Genomic DNA, 13,589 nt, shown 5'->3' with positions numbered 1-13,589 from the left:
GTCCTCTGAACACTCCCTCGCTAGTCCTGCAGTCGATTAGACCTCACGACACTGCCGTTGGTAATCGTTCAGACCCTCCACATCGGACGCCGACACAGAATCTCCATGCTATTTCACGCGAGGGGGTCTCATGAAACCGGGATGCAGGGCCAGCCTCTGTGAATGCCATCGCCGTACCCACCTTCCTTGTTACGCCCTTGGGCGTGTCCACGCGCGGCGAGGTGACGGCACCCGCGAACCGCCTTCCGCCGTACACGGGCCGCTGACCAGCGCCGATGCGCCGCCGGAGGGTGAGGGCACACTCGGCGTCGCCCGCATTGGGGCCATACCGGGTGTCATTCGTTACCCCGACGGTATGGGATCGGTTCGCGATCATCGGTCCCTCGCGGCTTTCCGATAACCGCGAAGAGCCGGATAAATGGAAATGACCAGAATCACCACGGTCCAAACCGCGACTTTCGTGAGATTCTCCGCGAGAGGTCCACCCGCCGCCAACGCCCGCATCGTCTCGATAGCCGGCGTCATCGGCTGATTCGCCACGATCGGTTGCAGCCACCCCGGATATGCACTGATCGGTGAGAAGCCGGAGTTGAAGAACATCAGCAGGCTCGAGGCCAGACCGAGATACGGCACGATCGGCGCACCCGGGCGCGCGCTGACGGCGAGGGCGAGCGTCAGGGTCGCGAAGGCGGTGCCGTAGGCGAGTGCGACCAGCACGAGCCCGATCGCCGGACCCAGCCCCTGGGTGAACCGGAAGCCGATGAGGTGGCCGGCGGCCAGGAGGATGAGCGTCGTCACCAGGATGCGCACCAGTTCGGACATCACCCGCGAGGTGAGATCTGCCGCCCGGTGGATCGGCAGGACGTACAACCGGGCGAGCAAACCGGTCGCCCGTTCCCGGTTCAGCCGGGTCGCCGAGGCGATCGATCCGAACATCGCGCCGACGAGGATCACCAGCGGGACGGTGCCGTATGCACTGTTCTGACCGGTCGCCGAGCCGATCGCGTCGCCCAGCACGACCTTGAACATGAGCATGCTCAGCGCCGGGAAGAGCAACGCCTGCATCAGCGTCGGGACATCGCGGACGAACACCACGATCTGCCGGCCCGCCAGCGGGAGACTCTGCCGCCACCACGCCCGGAACGACGATTCCGTGGGCACATCGGTAGCCGCGGTCGTCAGGAAGTGCCGCTGTGCGGTCGGTTCCCCGGTGGACAGGCCCACCCCGGCGGCGCTCATCAGCGGGTCCTCCGGGTGCTGACGGCCAGCAACAGCAGCGCGGTCGCGGCCAGCCCCGCACACCACCACAGCGACGGCTGCAACTGGTGCCAGGTGGCGGTCCCCGCGTCGAGAGCGCGCATCGAGTCGGCGAACTGCGAGATGGGCTGGTTGCGCACGAACGGCTGAATCCACTCCGGGAACTGCTCGAGCGGAACGAACCCGGTGGACATCATGCCGAGGATCAGCGTCGGCAGGGCCAGGGCCTGGCTGGTGGCCTCCGGGCTGCCGGCGACGAGACCGAGACCGTCGGCCGCCCACGAGAACAGCGCTCCGATCAGGAACGCCAGACCGAACAGGCCGACGGTGCCCCAGAACCCACCCCCCGGGCGCCAGTCGATGATCAAACAGGCGACAGCAGCGCACGTGAGCGAGATCACCAGCAGCACACCGTTGGTCGCGGTCCGCGCCAGCATCGGGATGACCGGGGACATCGGCATCACCCGGAAGCGGGTGTTGATCCCCTGCACGCCGTCGAAGGCCGCCCGCATCGCCGCCGAGGACGCGGCGAAGTTGACCGACTGCAGCACGATGATGGGCATCAGGAACTGGCCGTAGTTGATGCCGGGAGCGACCTCGACGATGCTCCGCAGCGGGAGATAGAAGCACACCGCGAGGAAGGCCGGCGAGATGAAGGCGAAGATGACCTCGCCGCCCCGGAACACCTTGGAGATCCCGCGTCCGGACAGCGCCCACCACTGCTGCACGGGTCGGACCCGCGGCTCGATCAGCGCGGTCGTCGCCGCCCCCGACGTCGCCCCCGATCGCAGTACGTCAGAAGTCGTCATGTCAGGTGGAGCTCCGGTCCCGCCGTGGGTCGGTCAACGCCAGGAACACCTCGTCCAGCGAAGGCCGACGCATCGCGACGTCGGAGAGTGGGATACCCGCGGCTGCGGTGCGCTGGATGACCTCGACGAGCGTCTCCGGACCATCGGGGGCCGGTACCGCGACGAAGTGGTCGTCGGCGTTCTGCACGTGATCGCCGACGAGGTCGGCCAGGGTGTCGCGGAGTCGGACACGGTCGGCGGGATCCGCCGGCGTGACCTCACAGTAGGCCGCACCGGTCGATGCCTTCAGCTCGTCGGAGGTTCCCTCGGCGATGACCCGGCCCTTGTCGATGACGACGATGTTGTCGGACAGGACGTCGGCCTCTTCGAGGTACTGGGTGGTCAGCAGGATGGTGACACCGGAGTCGCGGAGCTTCTCGACGAGCGACCACACCTCCAGCCTGCTGCGCGGATCCAGCCCCGTCGTCGGCTCGTCGAGGAACACGATCCTCGGCGCGGTGACCAGTCCGCAGGCGATATCGATCCGGCGGCGCATACCGCCCGAGTACTCGCGGACGCGTTTGCCGCCGACGTCGGTCAGCGAGAACGCATCGAGCAGTTCGTCGGCGCGCGCACGCGCGGCAGTCTTGTCGAGGCCCAGGAGCCGGCCGAACAGGACCAGGTTCTCGCGACCCGTCAACGCCTCGTCGAGGGCGGCGAACTGGCCGGTGAGCATGATCGACTTCCGGACCGAGGCCGCGTCGTGCGAGACGTCGTGACCATTGACCGTGGCGCTCCCGCCGTCAGGCTTGAGCAGGGTGCAGAGCATGTTCACCGTGGTGGTCTTGCCGGCGCCGTTGGGTCCGAGCAACGCGACGATGCTTCCCGCGGGGACGGTGAAACTCACGTCCTCGACCGCGACCATGTCCTTGAACTTCTTGTGCAGGTTCCTCGCCTCGATGGCGGTGCCCGCGGGGTCACCGGCCGCCGGTTCCCGCACGCGTTCGGGGACCGGGATCGCCACGGTCTGCGACTCCGACCCGTCGACGGCGGCGGTCTGCCAGTCCGGGACCACCTGTCCCGCGGCACCGTTCGGTGCGGGCCGCACGACGTGACCGTTGCGTTCGAAGGGCGGGCGCGGCGCGACCGGCGGAGCGGACGGGGCCGCATAGGCACGCACGGCCGGCGGGTCCTGCGGCTCGGGGGAACGCGTGGCCACCGCGGGCGCGGCGTCGACCGGCCCGGAATCGGTGAGTTCGGACTCCGTGCTCGCCGGGTCGGCCGGCGGGATGCCCGCGCGCGTCGGATCGGCGGACGGGGTCGTCACATGGCCATTGGCCGAGGGATCGACCGGCGCGGTGTCGTCGACGGTGGGGTTCGAACGCTCGGCGCGCCAGCGTCGCAGCTGTTCCTCGACCGGATCCGGCAGCACGAACGGATCTTCGGGCAGCGGCGGGAGAGGCGCATCCTGCCGTTGATGACGCGGCGCGTAGGAGGCGACGGACGGTCGCTGACCACTGGCCTCGGACATGTCTTCCTCTACGCGTCGACAACAGGGCGGCAGCATGGACAGCCTGAGCGTCACACGTCGTCGGCCACCGATGGGACGGCGACAAGGATCTGACGCTAGGCATCCACGACAACAAACTTACGCACGAATCAGAGTTCCCGACGAATTTGACTCGGTCTGTCCTTCACGAATATGTCGCGCGGCCGGGGTCGAATGGTTACGTCGTGTCCGGGGCCCGCGGATGACGTGGCCTTTCTCGTCGTCGCACCACTCTCGACGTCTCGTGGCCGTGTACCGGCCGACCGACGCCGACCACACGGCCGCGCCGACATCGACTTCGGGCACCCGCCGCCGCGCACGCTCTGGAAGAGTGTCCCCATGACCACCACATCCCCCGAGCGCGAGGTCCTCACCTGGGAGCTCAACGGCGTGGCCTGCCGCGAGCTCGCCCAGCAGGTCGCCGACGACGCGTTCATCCCGGACATCATCCTCGGCATCGCCCGCGGCGGCCTGATCCCGGCCGGCGCTCTCGCCTACGCCCTGGACTGCAAGCTGATGATCTCGCTGAACGTCGAGTTCTACACCGGCGTCGGCGAGACACTGTCCGAACCGGTGATGCTGCCGTCGCTCCTGGAGTCGAGCGGCCTGACCGACCAGCGGGTACTCGTCGTCGACGATGTGGCCGACACCGGCAAGACCCTCAAACTGGTCAACGACTTCTGCCAGGAGCAGGGCCGGGTCGCCGAGGTCCGCAACGCAGTTCTCTACAAGAAGCCGCACACCATCACGATCCCCGATTACACCTGGCGGACCACCGACAAGTGGATCAACTTCCCCTGGTCCGTGCAGGGACCGATCGTGGCGGTGCAGCGATGACCGCGGACAAGACCGGCGCCGAGACCACGGTGCGCGACAATCCCGCCGAACGCCGCTACGACATCCACGTGGATGCGCCCGGCGGTGAGGCACTGGCCGGCTTCGCCGAGTACCGCGACCGTGTCTCCGGCACCCCGGACGCCCCGACGACGGCGCGGGTGTTCTTCCACACCGAAGTCGACCCCGACTTCGGCGGACGCGGCCTCGCGACGATCCTGGTGCGCGAAGCCCTCGACGACGCCCGCGCACGCGACCTCACCATCGTGGGTGTGTGCCCGCTGGTGGCCGCGTTCCTCAAGAAACACCCGGAGTACGCCGACGCCACCGCACCCGTCACGCCCGCCGTCCTCGAGTGGTTGCGGAGCGGCGCCGCCTGACCTCATCCGCCCGAGGCAGGTGTCTCCCGCGCCGAGTCGGCGGCGACGATCACGCGGTGGTCGAACTCGATCCGGTCGGTGCGATGACCGGCGTCCACCCCGACCGAGGCGAGCATCTCGCGCCCCGGCGGTTGGATGCGGACCGTCACCCGTCCGTCGTCGACCTCGTCCAGCAGGGCGGCGACGGCGAGGGCGAGCCGTTCGCGCGCCGTTGCCGCACTCGCATCGTCCAGGGCGGCGAGCCCGCCGTCGTCGAGCAGGACCACGTGCACCCCGCGCCGGCGTGCGCGCCAGGCAGCATCCCGGACCACGGGGAGATCGAGCCCGGACGCCCGGATGCCGTCGCGCAACTGCGCCTCGAGCAGGCGGGCCACGACGACCTCGTCCGCGCTGAAGGACTCGCGGCGGGCGATCCGGGTGAGGACGGGGCGGGCCCGTTCGTCGAGGGCGGCGAGTCGGCGGTCCCGCACCTCGGTCGCGGCCGCCGCGGCGGCGTCGAGCGCCACCTGACGCTCGTTGGCCTCCCGCAGTTCGTAGATCTGGCGGGCCATCGGGCGCAGCATGACCGAGAACAGGGAACCCATGATCATGATCGCGTAACCGGGCAGGGTGATGGACAGTCCCCACAGGGCACCCGCCGTCGAGACCGCGCCCCACACGGTCGCGATCACCGAGATGCAGCCGCTCGCGAGCCAGGCGGCGAGCGGGCGGCCGCGTACCGCGACGAACGCCAGGATGACCACCGACGCACCCATCGGCGGCCCGGTCTGCATCACGTGCGTCGGCGGGAACGGCAGCGAGAACAGTGTCGCCGCGACTGCCGAGACGGCCAGCCCGGCGACGGCGAGGGTCGTCGGCGTCGGCAGCGGATCCCCTGGTGAGTCGAGAATCGTCACCCCCGCGACGACGAACAACACGAACCCGGCGAACAACCCGATCCACTGCCACCACCCGGTGACGGTCGAGTCGGCGTACAACGTGACGAGGAAGTACCCGCAGGCGAAGACGCCCATCATCAGCCAGAGGGGCCGCGAGCCGATCCCGAACGCGTTGACGACCTCCCCGCGGTCGGCGCCGTCGGTTCCCCGGGTGCAATCGCGTCTCACGGCCGCTCCCACAGGATCTGCACCGTGGTCCCGCGCCCCGGGCGGCTCTGCACCCGCGCGTGGCCGCCCGGTAGCCGGGCGAGACGACCACGGATGCTGACGGCGATGCCGAGCCGGCCGACTGCCACCGTCTCGGGATCGAAACCGACCCCGTTGTCGACGACCGCCATGCTCAGCGAGTCGGGTGCGAACCGGACGATCACAGCGCACTCGGCGTCATCCCCGGCGTGACGGACGACGTTGCGCAACGCCTCCGACATCGCCTCGACGACCGCGTCGAGCGCCTCGGCCGGATACGTGGCCGTCCCGGACCCCACGTCGTGGCCGTCCGCGTCACCGCCCGTCTCGCCGACCACCACCTCGACGTCGAATCGTTCCGAGACGTCCGCGGCGGCCGACCGGATGCGGCGGATCACCTCGACATCGGTCGCGGCGTCGGGACCGTCCGATCCCGGCACCCGCGCGAGTTCCTCGAGAGCGGAGGCCGCCTGCGTCGCCAGCCGATCATCCGGACGCCCGGGCCGGACGGCGAGCAGGGACGCGATCACCCGGTCGTGCACGATGGCGTCGAACCGCTCCTTCTCCACCTCGCGCGCCGAGGCGGCGGCGACATTCGCCGCAGTGCGGTAGGTCTCCTCGCGCGTCTCGTCGAGTTCGCGCCCGGTCCGTGTGGCCACGAGCACGACCGCGAGGAAGACGCCGGTGAACATCAGCGACCACATGACCTCCATCGGCGCGTCGGAGGTCACCTCGCCGAATCGGCCGAGCTGCTGGGAGAGATGCGCGAGTGTCGAGGACGCGATGAGAGCGACCACGGCGAGTCGCGGACGCACGAGCATCAGCACCATGCTCGGCATGCCGCAGAAGGCGACCATCCACTGGGCAGAGTCGCCCGGATCGGCCAGTGTCGTGCCGTTCCAGGCCACGAACCACAGCACGAGTCCCAGGACGTAGCCGACCCACGAGGTCAGTGCCAGCGGGGTGAGCCATGCGGTGCCCGGCCGGAAGGTCGCCGCGATCAACAGGATCCCGGGTCCGACCGACAGCAGGATGCTCAGCGGAGGCCACCAGGCGTCCGTGAGCGACGCCGAGGCGAGTATCGACGCGGCGGACACCACCGGGTAGCCGATGAACCCCAGTCCGAGGAATCGAGCACCCACCCGGCGCACGCGGTCCAGGTCCGGCTCCACCGAGTCGGATTCGAATGCGCGCCGCACCCAGGCGGGTCGGGCGCGGGAATCGCCGCTCGCGAGATCGGTGGTGGGCATCGCATCTCACCCTCACACCGCCCGGCTCAGCCGGTCAATCCCCCGTTGGGACCACACCCTTCGTGACGCTCCTCCGCACGCTCCGGAGCTCCTCAGGGATCGGAACCCACACGCTCCGGAGCCCCCAGGGATCGGACAGACGAAACCGGCCCGCTCCCCCATGGGGAACGGGCCGGTCGCGGTAGATCTCGTTGGGAGAGGGCCTACTTGGCCTTCTCCAGCACCTCGACGAGGCGCCAGTGCTTGGTCGCCGACAGCGGGCGGGTCTCCATGATCCGCACACGGTCGCCGACGCCGGCATCGCCGTTCTCGTCGTGGGCCTTGACCTTGCTCGTGGTCCGGATGATCTTGCCGTAGAGCCGGTGGCTCTTACGATCTTCCAGCTCGACCACGATGGTCTTCTGCATCTTGTCGCTGACCACGTAGCCGATGCGCTCCTTGCGGCGTGCGCGCTCCTCGGTCTGGGTTTCGGTCACCTTCTGGTCCTCACTCATGCGTCATCACCATCCGGTCCGGACGCCAGGCCCAGCTCCCGCTCGCGCATGACGGTGTAGATACGCGCGATCTCGCGACGCACGGTCCGCAGGCGACGGTTGTTGTCGAGCTGGCCGGTGGCCATCTGGAACCGAAGGTTGAACAGTTCTTCCTTCGACTCTTTCAGGCGATCGACCAGATCAGCGTCGTTGAGCTCACGAAGCTCGTTCGCAGCAACTCCGAGTGCCATCAGAACTGCTCCTCTCTGGTCACGATCCTGGTCTTGATGGGGAGCTTGTGCTGCGCGCGACGCAGGGCCTCGCGAGCGGTCTCCTCGTTCGGGTAGGTCATCTCGAACAGCACGCGACCCGGCTTGACCGGGGCGACCCACCACTCGGGGGAACCCTTACCCGAACCCATGCGGGTTTCGGCCGGCTTCTTGGTGAGCGGGCGGTCCGGGAAGATGTTGATCCAGACCTTGCCGCCACGCTTGATGTGCCGGTTGATCGCGATACGAGCGGACTCGATCTGACGGTTGGTGATGTACGCGCCTTCCAGGGCCTGGATGCCGTAATCGCCGAACGTCACCTTGGTGCCGCCCTTGGCCTGCCCCTTGAGGCTGGGGTGGTGCTGCTTGCGGTGCTTGACCCGACGGGGGATCAACATGGCCTAGCCCTCCTGCTTCTCAGCCGCACCAGCAGTGGCCTCGGCGGGAGCGGCCTCGGCCGCGCGAGCGGCGTCGGTGCTCGTCGCAGTGGTGCCCGAGGCACCGCTACGCCGGGGCCGGCTGGGCCGGCGGGGACGGCGATCCTCGGCTGCCGGAGCGGCCGCAGCCAGCTCACGACGTCCACCGACGATGTCGCCCTTGTAGATCCACACCTTCACGCCGATGCGGCCGAAGGTGGTCTTGGCTTCGTAGAGTCCGTAGTCGATGTCGGCGCGCAGCGTGTGCAGCGGGACGCGACCCTCGCGGTAGAACTCACTGCGGCTCATCTCTGCGCCGCCCAGACGACCCGAGCACTGGACCCGGATGCCCTTCACGTTCGGCTGACGCATCGCCGACTGGATCGCCTTGCGCATCGCACGGCGGAACGCCACACGGTTGCTCAGCTGCTCGGCGACGCCCTGGGCCACCAGCTGGGCCTCGGACTCGGCGTTCTTGACCTCGAGGATGTTCAGCTGGACCTGCTTGCCGGTCAGCTTCTCCAGGTCGCCGCGGATGCGATCGGCCTCGGCGCCACGGCGACCGATGACGATGCCCGGACGCGCGGTGTGGATGTCCACGCGAACCCGGTCACGGGTGCGCTCGATCTCCACCTTCGCGATGCCGGCCCGCTCGAGCCCCGTGGAGAGGAGCTTGCGGATGGCGACATCCTCTTTGACGTAGTCCGCGTACTGCTTGTCGGCGTACCACCGCGACTTCCAGTCGGTGGTGATGCCCAGACGGAAGCCGTGCGGGTTGATTTTCTGGCCCACTACTAGGCTCCCTTCTTCTTCGGCTGACGCGAACGGCCACGGCCGCCGGCTGCCTTCTCCGGCAAGCTCTCCACGACCACGGTGATGTGGCTGGTGCGCTTGCGGATACGGAACGCGCGACCCTGTGCGCGCGGCTGGAAGCGCTTGAGGGTCGGCCCCTCGTCGGCGAATGCGGTGGCGACGACCAGGGTCCGGCGATCCAGATCCAGGTTGTTCTCCGCGTTGGCGACGGCGCTTGCCAGGACCTTGTAGACGGGCTCGGACGCCGACTGCGGTGCGAACCGCAGGATGTCGAGGGCCTCGTCCACGTTCTTGCCGCGGACCAGGTCCAGGACACGACGAGCCTTCATCGGCGTGACGCGCACGAACTTGGCGGTCGCCTTTGCTGTCGGATTATCGGTCTGCGTAGTCATTACCGGCGCTTCGCTTTCCGGTCATCCTTGATGTGACCCTTGAAGGTACGGGTGGGGGCGAACTCGCCCAGCTTGTGCCCGACCATCGAATCCGAGATGAACACCGGCACGTGCTTGCGTCCGTCGTGGACGGCAAAGGTGTGACCGATGAAGTCGGGAATGATGGTCGAACGACGGGACCAGGTCTTGATGACCTGCTTGGTGCCCTTCTCGTTCTGGACATCCACCTTCTTCAGGAGGTGGTCGTCGACGAACGGGCCCTTCTTGAGGCTGCGTGGCATTCTCTTACCTCCTCCTGTTATCGCTTGTTCTTGCCGGTACGACGGCGACGGACGATCAGCTTGTCGCTGGCCTTGTTCTTGCGGGTGCGGCCCTCGGGCTTACCCCACGGGCTGACCGGGTGGCGACCACCGGAGGTCTTGCCCTCACCACCACCGTGCGGGTGGTCGACGGGGTTCATCACGACACCGCGGACGGTCGGGCGCTTGCCCTTCCAGCGCATACGGCCGGCCTTGCCCCAGTTGATGTTGCTCTGCTCGGCGTTGCCCACCTCGCCGACGGTGGCGCGGCAGCGCACGTCGACACGACGGATCTCGCCGGAGGGCATACGCAGCGTGGCGTAGGTGCCCTCCTTGCCGAGCAACTGGATCGACGAACCCGCACTGCGGGCCATCTTCGCTCCACCGCCCGGACGCAGCTCCACGGCGTGGATCTGGGTACCGGTCGGGATGTTGCGCAGGGGCAGGTTGTTGCCGGGCTTGATGTCGGCGGTCGAGCCGCTCTCGACGATGTCGCCCTGCTTCAGGTTCTTCGGCGCGATGATGTAGCGCTTCTCGCCGTCCACGTAGTGCAGCAACGCGATCCGCGCGGTGCGGTTCGGGTCGTACTCGATGTGGGCGACCTTGGCGTTGATGCCGTCCTTGTCGTGACGACGGAAGTCGATCAGACGGTAGGCACGCTTGTGGCCGCCACCCTTGTGACGAGTGGTGATGCGGCCGTGAGCGTTTCGGCCACCACGCCCGTGCAGCGGACGCACCAGCGACTTCTCGGGATGGTCACGGGTGACCTCCGCGAAATCGGAGCCGCTGGCCCCACGACGACCCGGGGTCGTCGGCTTGTACTTACGAATAGCCATGAGTCTCTAGTCCTTCTCTGGGCGCCCCGGTCAGCTGACCGAGCCCCCGAAGATCTCGATGGGCTTGCTGTCTGCGGTCAGCGACACGATGGCGCGCTTGGTGGACTTGCGCTGGCCGTAGCCGGAGCGGGTCCGCTTGCGCTTGCCCTGTCGGTTCGCGGTGTTGACGCTGGCAACGCTGACACCGAAGATCTTCTCGATCGCGATCTTGATCTCGGTCTTGTTGGACTCCGGGTGCACCAGGAAGGTGTACACGTTGTCCTCCATGAGCCCGTAGGACTTCTCCGAGATCACGGGCGCCAGGATGATGTCGCGCGGGTCTGCAACGGTCGCCATGTCAGGCCTCCTCTGCTGTCTTCTCGACGGCAGCCTTGGCATCCGCCGTGTTCTGCTCGATGAAGGCATTGAGCGTCTCGACGCTGAACACCACCTCGTCCGAATCCAGGACGTCGTAGGTGTTGAGCTGATCCGGCGCGATCGGCAGCACGTTGTCGAGGTTGGCCACACTCAGCCACGCCGTCAGGTCCTCGCGGCCGAGGACGACCAGGAACTTGCGGCGATCGGAGAGTGCCTCCAGGAACTGACGTGCCGACTTGGTCGAGGGCTTCTGCCCGGAGACCAGTTCGGTGATCACGTGGATGCGCTCGTTGCGAGCGCGGTCGCTCAGGGCACCGCGCAGGGCGGCGGCCTTCATCTTCTTGGGGGTGCGCTGGCTGTAGTCGCGCGGCTTGGGGCCGTGGACGGTGCCACCGCCGGCGAACTGCGGCGCGCGGGTCGAGCCCTGACGTGCGCGGCCGGTGCCCTTCTGGCGGTACGGCTTGGCGCCACCGCCGCGCACCTCGGCGCGGGTCTTGGTGGAGTGCGTCCCCTGGCGTGCCGCGGCCTGCTGGGCCACGACGACCTGGTGCATCAGCGCGATGTTGGCCGGGGCGTCGAACAGAGCGGCGGGCAGGTCAACGGTTCCGTTGGTCTTGCCGTCGGCGGTCTTGACGTCCAGCGTCAACTTCGCGGCGGTATCGGTGCTCACTGTGTCACTCATTTCTAGGCACCACCCTTGACTGCATCGCGAACCATCACGACGCCGCCCTTGCGACCCGGGATCGCTCCCTTGATCAGCAGGAGACCGGCCTCGGCGTCCACCTTGTGGACGGTGAGGTTCTGCGTGGTGACCTTGTCGTTACCCATGCGGCCTGCCATGCGCATGCCCTTGAACACGCGACCCGGGGTGGCGCAGCCACCGATCGAGCCCGGTGCGCGGTGCACGCGGTGGACGCCGTGGCTGGCGCCCAGGCCGGCGAAGCCGTGACGCTTCATGACGCCGGCGAAGCCCTTGCCCTTGGAGGTGCCGGTCACGTCGACCAGCGCGCCATCGGCGAAGATCTCGGCGGTCAGTTCCTGACCGACCTCGAAGTCGCTGATGTCGTTGACGCGGATCTCGGCCAGGTGGCGGCGCGGGGTGACCCCGGCCTTGCTGTACTGGCCGGCAACCGGCTTCGTCACCTTGCGGGGATCGATGGCGCCGTAGGCGAGCTGGACGGCGGTGTAGCCGTCCCGGTCCGCGGTGCGGAGCTGGGTGATCACGTTCGGGCCGGCCTGGATGACCGTGACCGGCACGACGCGGTTGTTCTCGTCGAAGACCTGGGTCATGCCGAGCTTGGTGCCCAGGATTCCCTTGGTCGAACTCTGATTGCTCATGATGTATCTCGCCCCCGTCCTACTGGATGTTGACGTCGACGCTGGCCGGGAGGTCGATGCGCATGAGCGCGTCGACCGTCTTCGGTGTCGGGTCGAGGATGTCGATGAGTCGCTTGTGGGTACGCATCTCGAAGTGTTCGCGGCTGTCCTTGTACTTGTGCGGCGAACGGATGACGCAGTACACGTTCTTCTCGGTGGGCAATGGCACCGGGCCGACGACGCGTGCCCCGGTACGGGTCACGGTCTCCACGATCTTGCGCGCCGAAGCGTCGATCGCCTCGTGGTCGTAGGCCTTGAGCCTGATGCGGATCTTTTGTCCCGCCACGCTGTGTCCTCTTCCGTCAGTTGTTCTCGACAGACAAACACCGCGTGATCGGGACCGAGCTCTCGCCGGCTGAGCACATGACCACCGTGTGAGATACGGCAATCGACGCTGTTCATCTGTCGTTGTACGTTGGCTCGCACCTGGTACGAGCCGGTGTGCCCCGGCACCCGCGGTCGGGCGTGTCGTGACCGTGAGCCGGTATCGGCGCACGCGTTACACGCCCAGTCCCCGTAGACCGGGCCTGGGAGTCATTCACCTGATCGCGTTCGCGGGTCTGGCACATGGCACAACCTGCGTCCGCCGGTCAAGGCAACCCGAACAGTATGCATCAGGTCGGGAGCACGATCAAATCAGCGCCGACGGTCGCGGGCGGGCCCATACCTGACTCATGAGTAAGATACCGCCATGAGTTCCACGAACCCCACCTTCGCCCTGCGCAAGAAGCTGCCCGCCAATCCGGTCGGAAACGTCCTCTTCTCGCTCGGCATGGTCGCGAAGGTCCCCTATTTCGGTACCGTCCTCCCGCTCGTGCAGGAGATGGAGCCGGGCTACTGCAAGGTGACCGCACCCAACTGGTTCGGTGTACACAACCACATCGGCACCTTCCACGCGATCGCCGCCTGCAACCTCGCCGAGGCCGCGATGGGGATGCTGATGGAGGCCACCACACGGACATCCCACCGCTGGATCCCGAAGGCGATGCAGACGAGCTACCTCACCAAGGCGACGACGCGGCTGACCGCCGAGGCGCGGCTCGCCGAGCCGGTCGACTTCGACGCCATCACCGCCGGCACCGACGTCACCGTGTCGGTGAGCATTGTCGACACCAAGGGTGTGGAGGTCGTGCACTGCGACATCACCACCTGGGTGACGCCGAAGTAGCGGCGGC

19 protein-coding genes are annotated in these 13,589 nt (G+C 67.7%); 3 read left to right on the top strand and 16 right to left on the bottom strand.

All coding sequences use genetic code 11. The features are described from left to right. Nucleotides 1–372: 372 nt before the first annotated feature. Genes CA982_RS05720 through CA982_RS26825 form a run of 3 tightly spaced genes read right to left on the bottom strand, consistent with a single transcriptional unit; the run spans nucleotide 373 to nucleotide 3,576 of the window. Nucleotides 373–1,239, bottom strand: a complete 867-nt coding sequence (locus CA982_RS05720; RefSeq protein WP_086534390.1) for an ABC transporter permease — start codon at nucleotides 1,237–1,239, stop codon at nucleotides 373–375. Beyond that, nucleotides 1,239–2,066, bottom strand: a complete 828-nt coding sequence (locus tag CA982_RS05715; RefSeq protein ID WP_086534389.1) for an ABC transporter permease — start codon at nucleotides 2,064–2,066, stop codon at nucleotides 1,239–1,241. The genes CA982_RS05720 and CA982_RS05715 overlap by 1 nt, the downstream gene beginning before the upstream one ends. 1 nt (nucleotide 2,067) lies before the next feature. Next, entirely contained in the window at nucleotides 2,068–3,576 is a 1,509-nt protein-coding gene (locus tag CA982_RS26825; protein ID WP_244176141.1) for an ATP-binding cassette domain-containing protein, read from the bottom strand. 357 nt (nucleotides 3,577–3,933) lie between these two features. Between CA982_RS26825 and CA982_RS05705 the strand changes: the two genes are divergently transcribed. After that, nucleotides 3,934–4,431 carry a phosphoribosyltransferase gene (locus CA982_RS05705; protein WP_086534495.1) on the top strand — a complete coding sequence of 166 codons (498 nt, stop codon included), beginning with the start codon at nucleotides 3,934–3,936 and terminating at the stop codon, nucleotides 4,429–4,431. Then, nucleotides 4,428–4,808 (top strand): GNAT family N-acetyltransferase, encoded by a 381-nt coding sequence (locus CA982_RS05700; RefSeq protein ID WP_086534388.1) that lies wholly within the window; start codon nucleotides 4,428–4,430, stop codon nucleotides 4,806–4,808. Before CA982_RS05705 ends, CA982_RS05700 begins: the two co-directional genes overlap by 4 nt. Nucleotides 4,809–4,810: 2 nt before the next feature. Here the strand turns inward: CA982_RS05700 and CA982_RS05695 are convergent, their stop codons facing one another. The 13 genes from CA982_RS05695 to rpsJ form a co-directional block, all read right to left on the bottom strand. After that, the gene (locus CA982_RS05695) at nucleotides 4,811–5,914 is read right to left on the bottom strand and encodes a hypothetical protein (protein WP_086534494.1); all 1,104 of its coding nucleotides are present in this window, start codon (nucleotides 5,912–5,914) and stop codon (nucleotides 4,811–4,813) included. Next, nucleotides 5,911–7,182, bottom strand: coding sequence for a sensor histidine kinase (locus CA982_RS05690; protein WP_086534387.1), 1,272 nt, complete (start codon nucleotides 7,180–7,182; stop codon nucleotides 5,911–5,913). Before CA982_RS05690 ends, CA982_RS05695 begins: the two co-directional genes overlap by 4 nt. 203 nt (nucleotides 7,183–7,385) lie before the next feature. Then, the gene (gene rpsQ / locus CA982_RS05685; protein WP_086534386.1) at nucleotides 7,386–7,676 is read right to left on the bottom strand and encodes a 30S ribosomal protein S17; all 291 of its coding nucleotides are present in this window, start codon (nucleotides 7,674–7,676) and stop codon (nucleotides 7,386–7,388) included. Continuing rightward, nucleotides 7,673–7,906, bottom strand: coding sequence for a 50S ribosomal protein L29 (rpmC, locus tag CA982_RS05680; RefSeq protein WP_004020547.1), 234 nt, complete (start codon nucleotides 7,904–7,906; stop codon nucleotides 7,673–7,675). Before rpmC ends, rpsQ begins: the two co-directional genes overlap by 4 nt. Further along, nucleotides 7,906–8,322 (bottom strand): 50S ribosomal protein L16, encoded by a 417-nt coding sequence (gene rplP / locus CA982_RS05675; protein WP_086534385.1) that lies wholly within the window; start codon nucleotides 8,320–8,322, stop codon nucleotides 7,906–7,908. Before rplP ends, rpmC begins: the two co-directional genes overlap by 1 nt. Before the next feature lie 3 nt (nucleotides 8,323–8,325). Beyond that, a complete protein-coding gene (rpsC, locus tag CA982_RS05670) occupies nucleotides 8,326–9,132 on the bottom strand; it encodes a 30S ribosomal protein S3 (RefSeq protein WP_004020549.1) in 807 nt (268 codons plus the stop codon). Between the two features lie 2 nt (nucleotides 9,133–9,134). Beyond that, nucleotides 9,135–9,545 (bottom strand): 50S ribosomal protein L22, encoded by a 411-nt coding sequence (gene rplV, locus CA982_RS05665; RefSeq protein WP_004020550.1) that lies wholly within the window; start codon nucleotides 9,543–9,545, stop codon nucleotides 9,135–9,137. After that, the gene (gene rpsS / locus CA982_RS05660; RefSeq protein WP_004020551.1) at nucleotides 9,545–9,826 is read right to left on the bottom strand and encodes a 30S ribosomal protein S19; all 282 of its coding nucleotides are present in this window, start codon (nucleotides 9,824–9,826) and stop codon (nucleotides 9,545–9,547) included. The genes rplV and rpsS overlap by 1 nt, the downstream gene beginning before the upstream one ends. 17 nt (nucleotides 9,827–9,843) lie before the next feature. Then, nucleotides 9,844–10,680, bottom strand: a complete 837-nt coding sequence (rplB, locus tag CA982_RS05655) for a 50S ribosomal protein L2 (protein ID WP_086534384.1) — start codon at nucleotides 10,678–10,680, stop codon at nucleotides 9,844–9,846. Between the two features lie 30 nt (nucleotides 10,681–10,710). After that, the gene (gene rplW, locus CA982_RS05650; RefSeq protein ID WP_086534383.1) at nucleotides 10,711–11,016 is read right to left on the bottom strand and encodes a 50S ribosomal protein L23; all 306 of its coding nucleotides are present in this window, start codon (nucleotides 11,014–11,016) and stop codon (nucleotides 10,711–10,713) included. 1 nt (nucleotide 11,017) lies between these two features. Further along, a complete protein-coding gene (gene rplD / locus CA982_RS05645; protein ID WP_167383333.1) occupies nucleotides 11,018–11,707 on the bottom strand; it encodes a 50S ribosomal protein L4 in 690 nt (229 codons plus the stop codon). 14 nt (nucleotides 11,708–11,721) lie between these two features. Further along, on the bottom strand, nucleotides 11,722–12,375 hold the full coding sequence (gene rplC / locus CA982_RS05640; protein ID WP_086534381.1) for a 50S ribosomal protein L3: 654 nt from the start codon (nucleotides 12,373–12,375) through the stop codon (nucleotides 11,722–11,724). Nucleotides 12,376–12,394: 19 nt separating this feature from the next. After that, the gene (gene rpsJ, locus CA982_RS05635) at nucleotides 12,395–12,700 is read right to left on the bottom strand and encodes a 30S ribosomal protein S10 (protein WP_003938093.1); all 306 of its coding nucleotides are present in this window, start codon (nucleotides 12,698–12,700) and stop codon (nucleotides 12,395–12,397) included. 405 nt (nucleotides 12,701–13,105) lie between these two features. On the opposite strand from rpsJ, the gene CA982_RS05630 reads away from it, so the two are divergent. Beyond that, complete coding sequence (locus CA982_RS05630) at nucleotides 13,106–13,582, top strand: hotdog fold domain-containing protein (RefSeq protein ID WP_086534380.1); 477 nt, start codon at nucleotides 13,106–13,108, stop codon at nucleotides 13,580–13,582. Nucleotides 13,583–13,589: the final 7 nt, after the last annotated feature.

This window comes from Gordonia lacunae (assembly GCF_002149015.1).
Lineage (GTDB): Bacteria > Actinomycetota > Actinomycetes > Mycobacteriales > Mycobacteriaceae > Gordonia > Gordonia lacunae.
This window is presented reverse-complemented; position numbering and strand designations above follow the sequence as displayed.

Excerpts from the sequence above, each read along its gene's own strand:
- CA982_RS05720 (WP_086534390.1), bottom strand. The coding sequence starts at position 1,239 with ATGAGCGCCGCCGGGGTGGGCCTGTCCACCGGGGAACCGACCGCACAG.
- CA982_RS05715 (WP_086534389.1), bottom strand. The coding sequence starts at position 2,066 with ATGACGACTTCTGACGTACTGCGATCGGGGGCGACGTCGGGGGCGGCG.
- CA982_RS26825 (WP_244176141.1), bottom strand. The coding sequence starts at position 3,576 with ATGTCCGAGGCCAGTGGTCAGCGACCGTCCGTCGCCTCCTACGCGCCG.
- CA982_RS05705 (WP_086534495.1), top strand. The coding sequence starts at position 3,934 with ATGACCACCACATCCCCCGAGCGCGAGGTCCTCACCTGGGAGCTCAAC.
- CA982_RS05700 (WP_086534388.1), top strand. The coding sequence starts at position 4,428 with ATGACCGCGGACAAGACCGGCGCCGAGACCACGGTGCGCGACAATCCC.
- CA982_RS05690 (WP_086534387.1), bottom strand. The coding sequence starts at position 7,182 with ATGCCCACCACCGATCTCGCGAGCGGCGATTCCCGCGCCCGACCCGCC.
- rpsQ (WP_086534386.1), bottom strand. The coding sequence starts at position 7,676 with ATGAGTGAGGACCAGAAGGTGACCGAAACCCAGACCGAGGAGCGCGCA.
- rpmC (WP_004020547.1), bottom strand. The coding sequence starts at position 7,906 with ATGGCACTCGGAGTTGCTGCGAACGAGCTTCGTGAGCTCAACGACGCT.
- rplP (WP_086534385.1), bottom strand. The coding sequence starts at position 8,322 with ATGTTGATCCCCCGTCGGGTCAAGCACCGCAAGCAGCACCACCCCAGC.
- rplV (WP_004020550.1), bottom strand. The coding sequence starts at position 9,545 with ATGACTACGCAGACCGATAATCCGACAGCAAAGGCGACCGCCAAGTTC.
- rpsS (WP_004020551.1), bottom strand. The coding sequence starts at position 9,826 with ATGCCACGCAGCCTCAAGAAGGGCCCGTTCGTCGACGACCACCTCCTG.
- rplB (WP_086534384.1), bottom strand. The coding sequence starts at position 10,680 with ATGGCTATTCGTAAGTACAAGCCGACGACCCCGGGTCGTCGTGGGGCC.
- rplW (WP_086534383.1), bottom strand. The coding sequence starts at position 11,016 with ATGGCGACCGTTGCAGACCCGCGCGACATCATCCTGGCGCCCGTGATC.
- rplC (WP_086534381.1), bottom strand. The coding sequence starts at position 12,375 with ATGAGCAATCAGAGTTCGACCAAGGGAATCCTGGGCACCAAGCTCGGC.
- CA982_RS05630 (WP_086534380.1), top strand. The coding sequence starts at position 13,106 with ATGAGTTCCACGAACCCCACCTTCGCCCTGCGCAAGAAGCTGCCCGCC.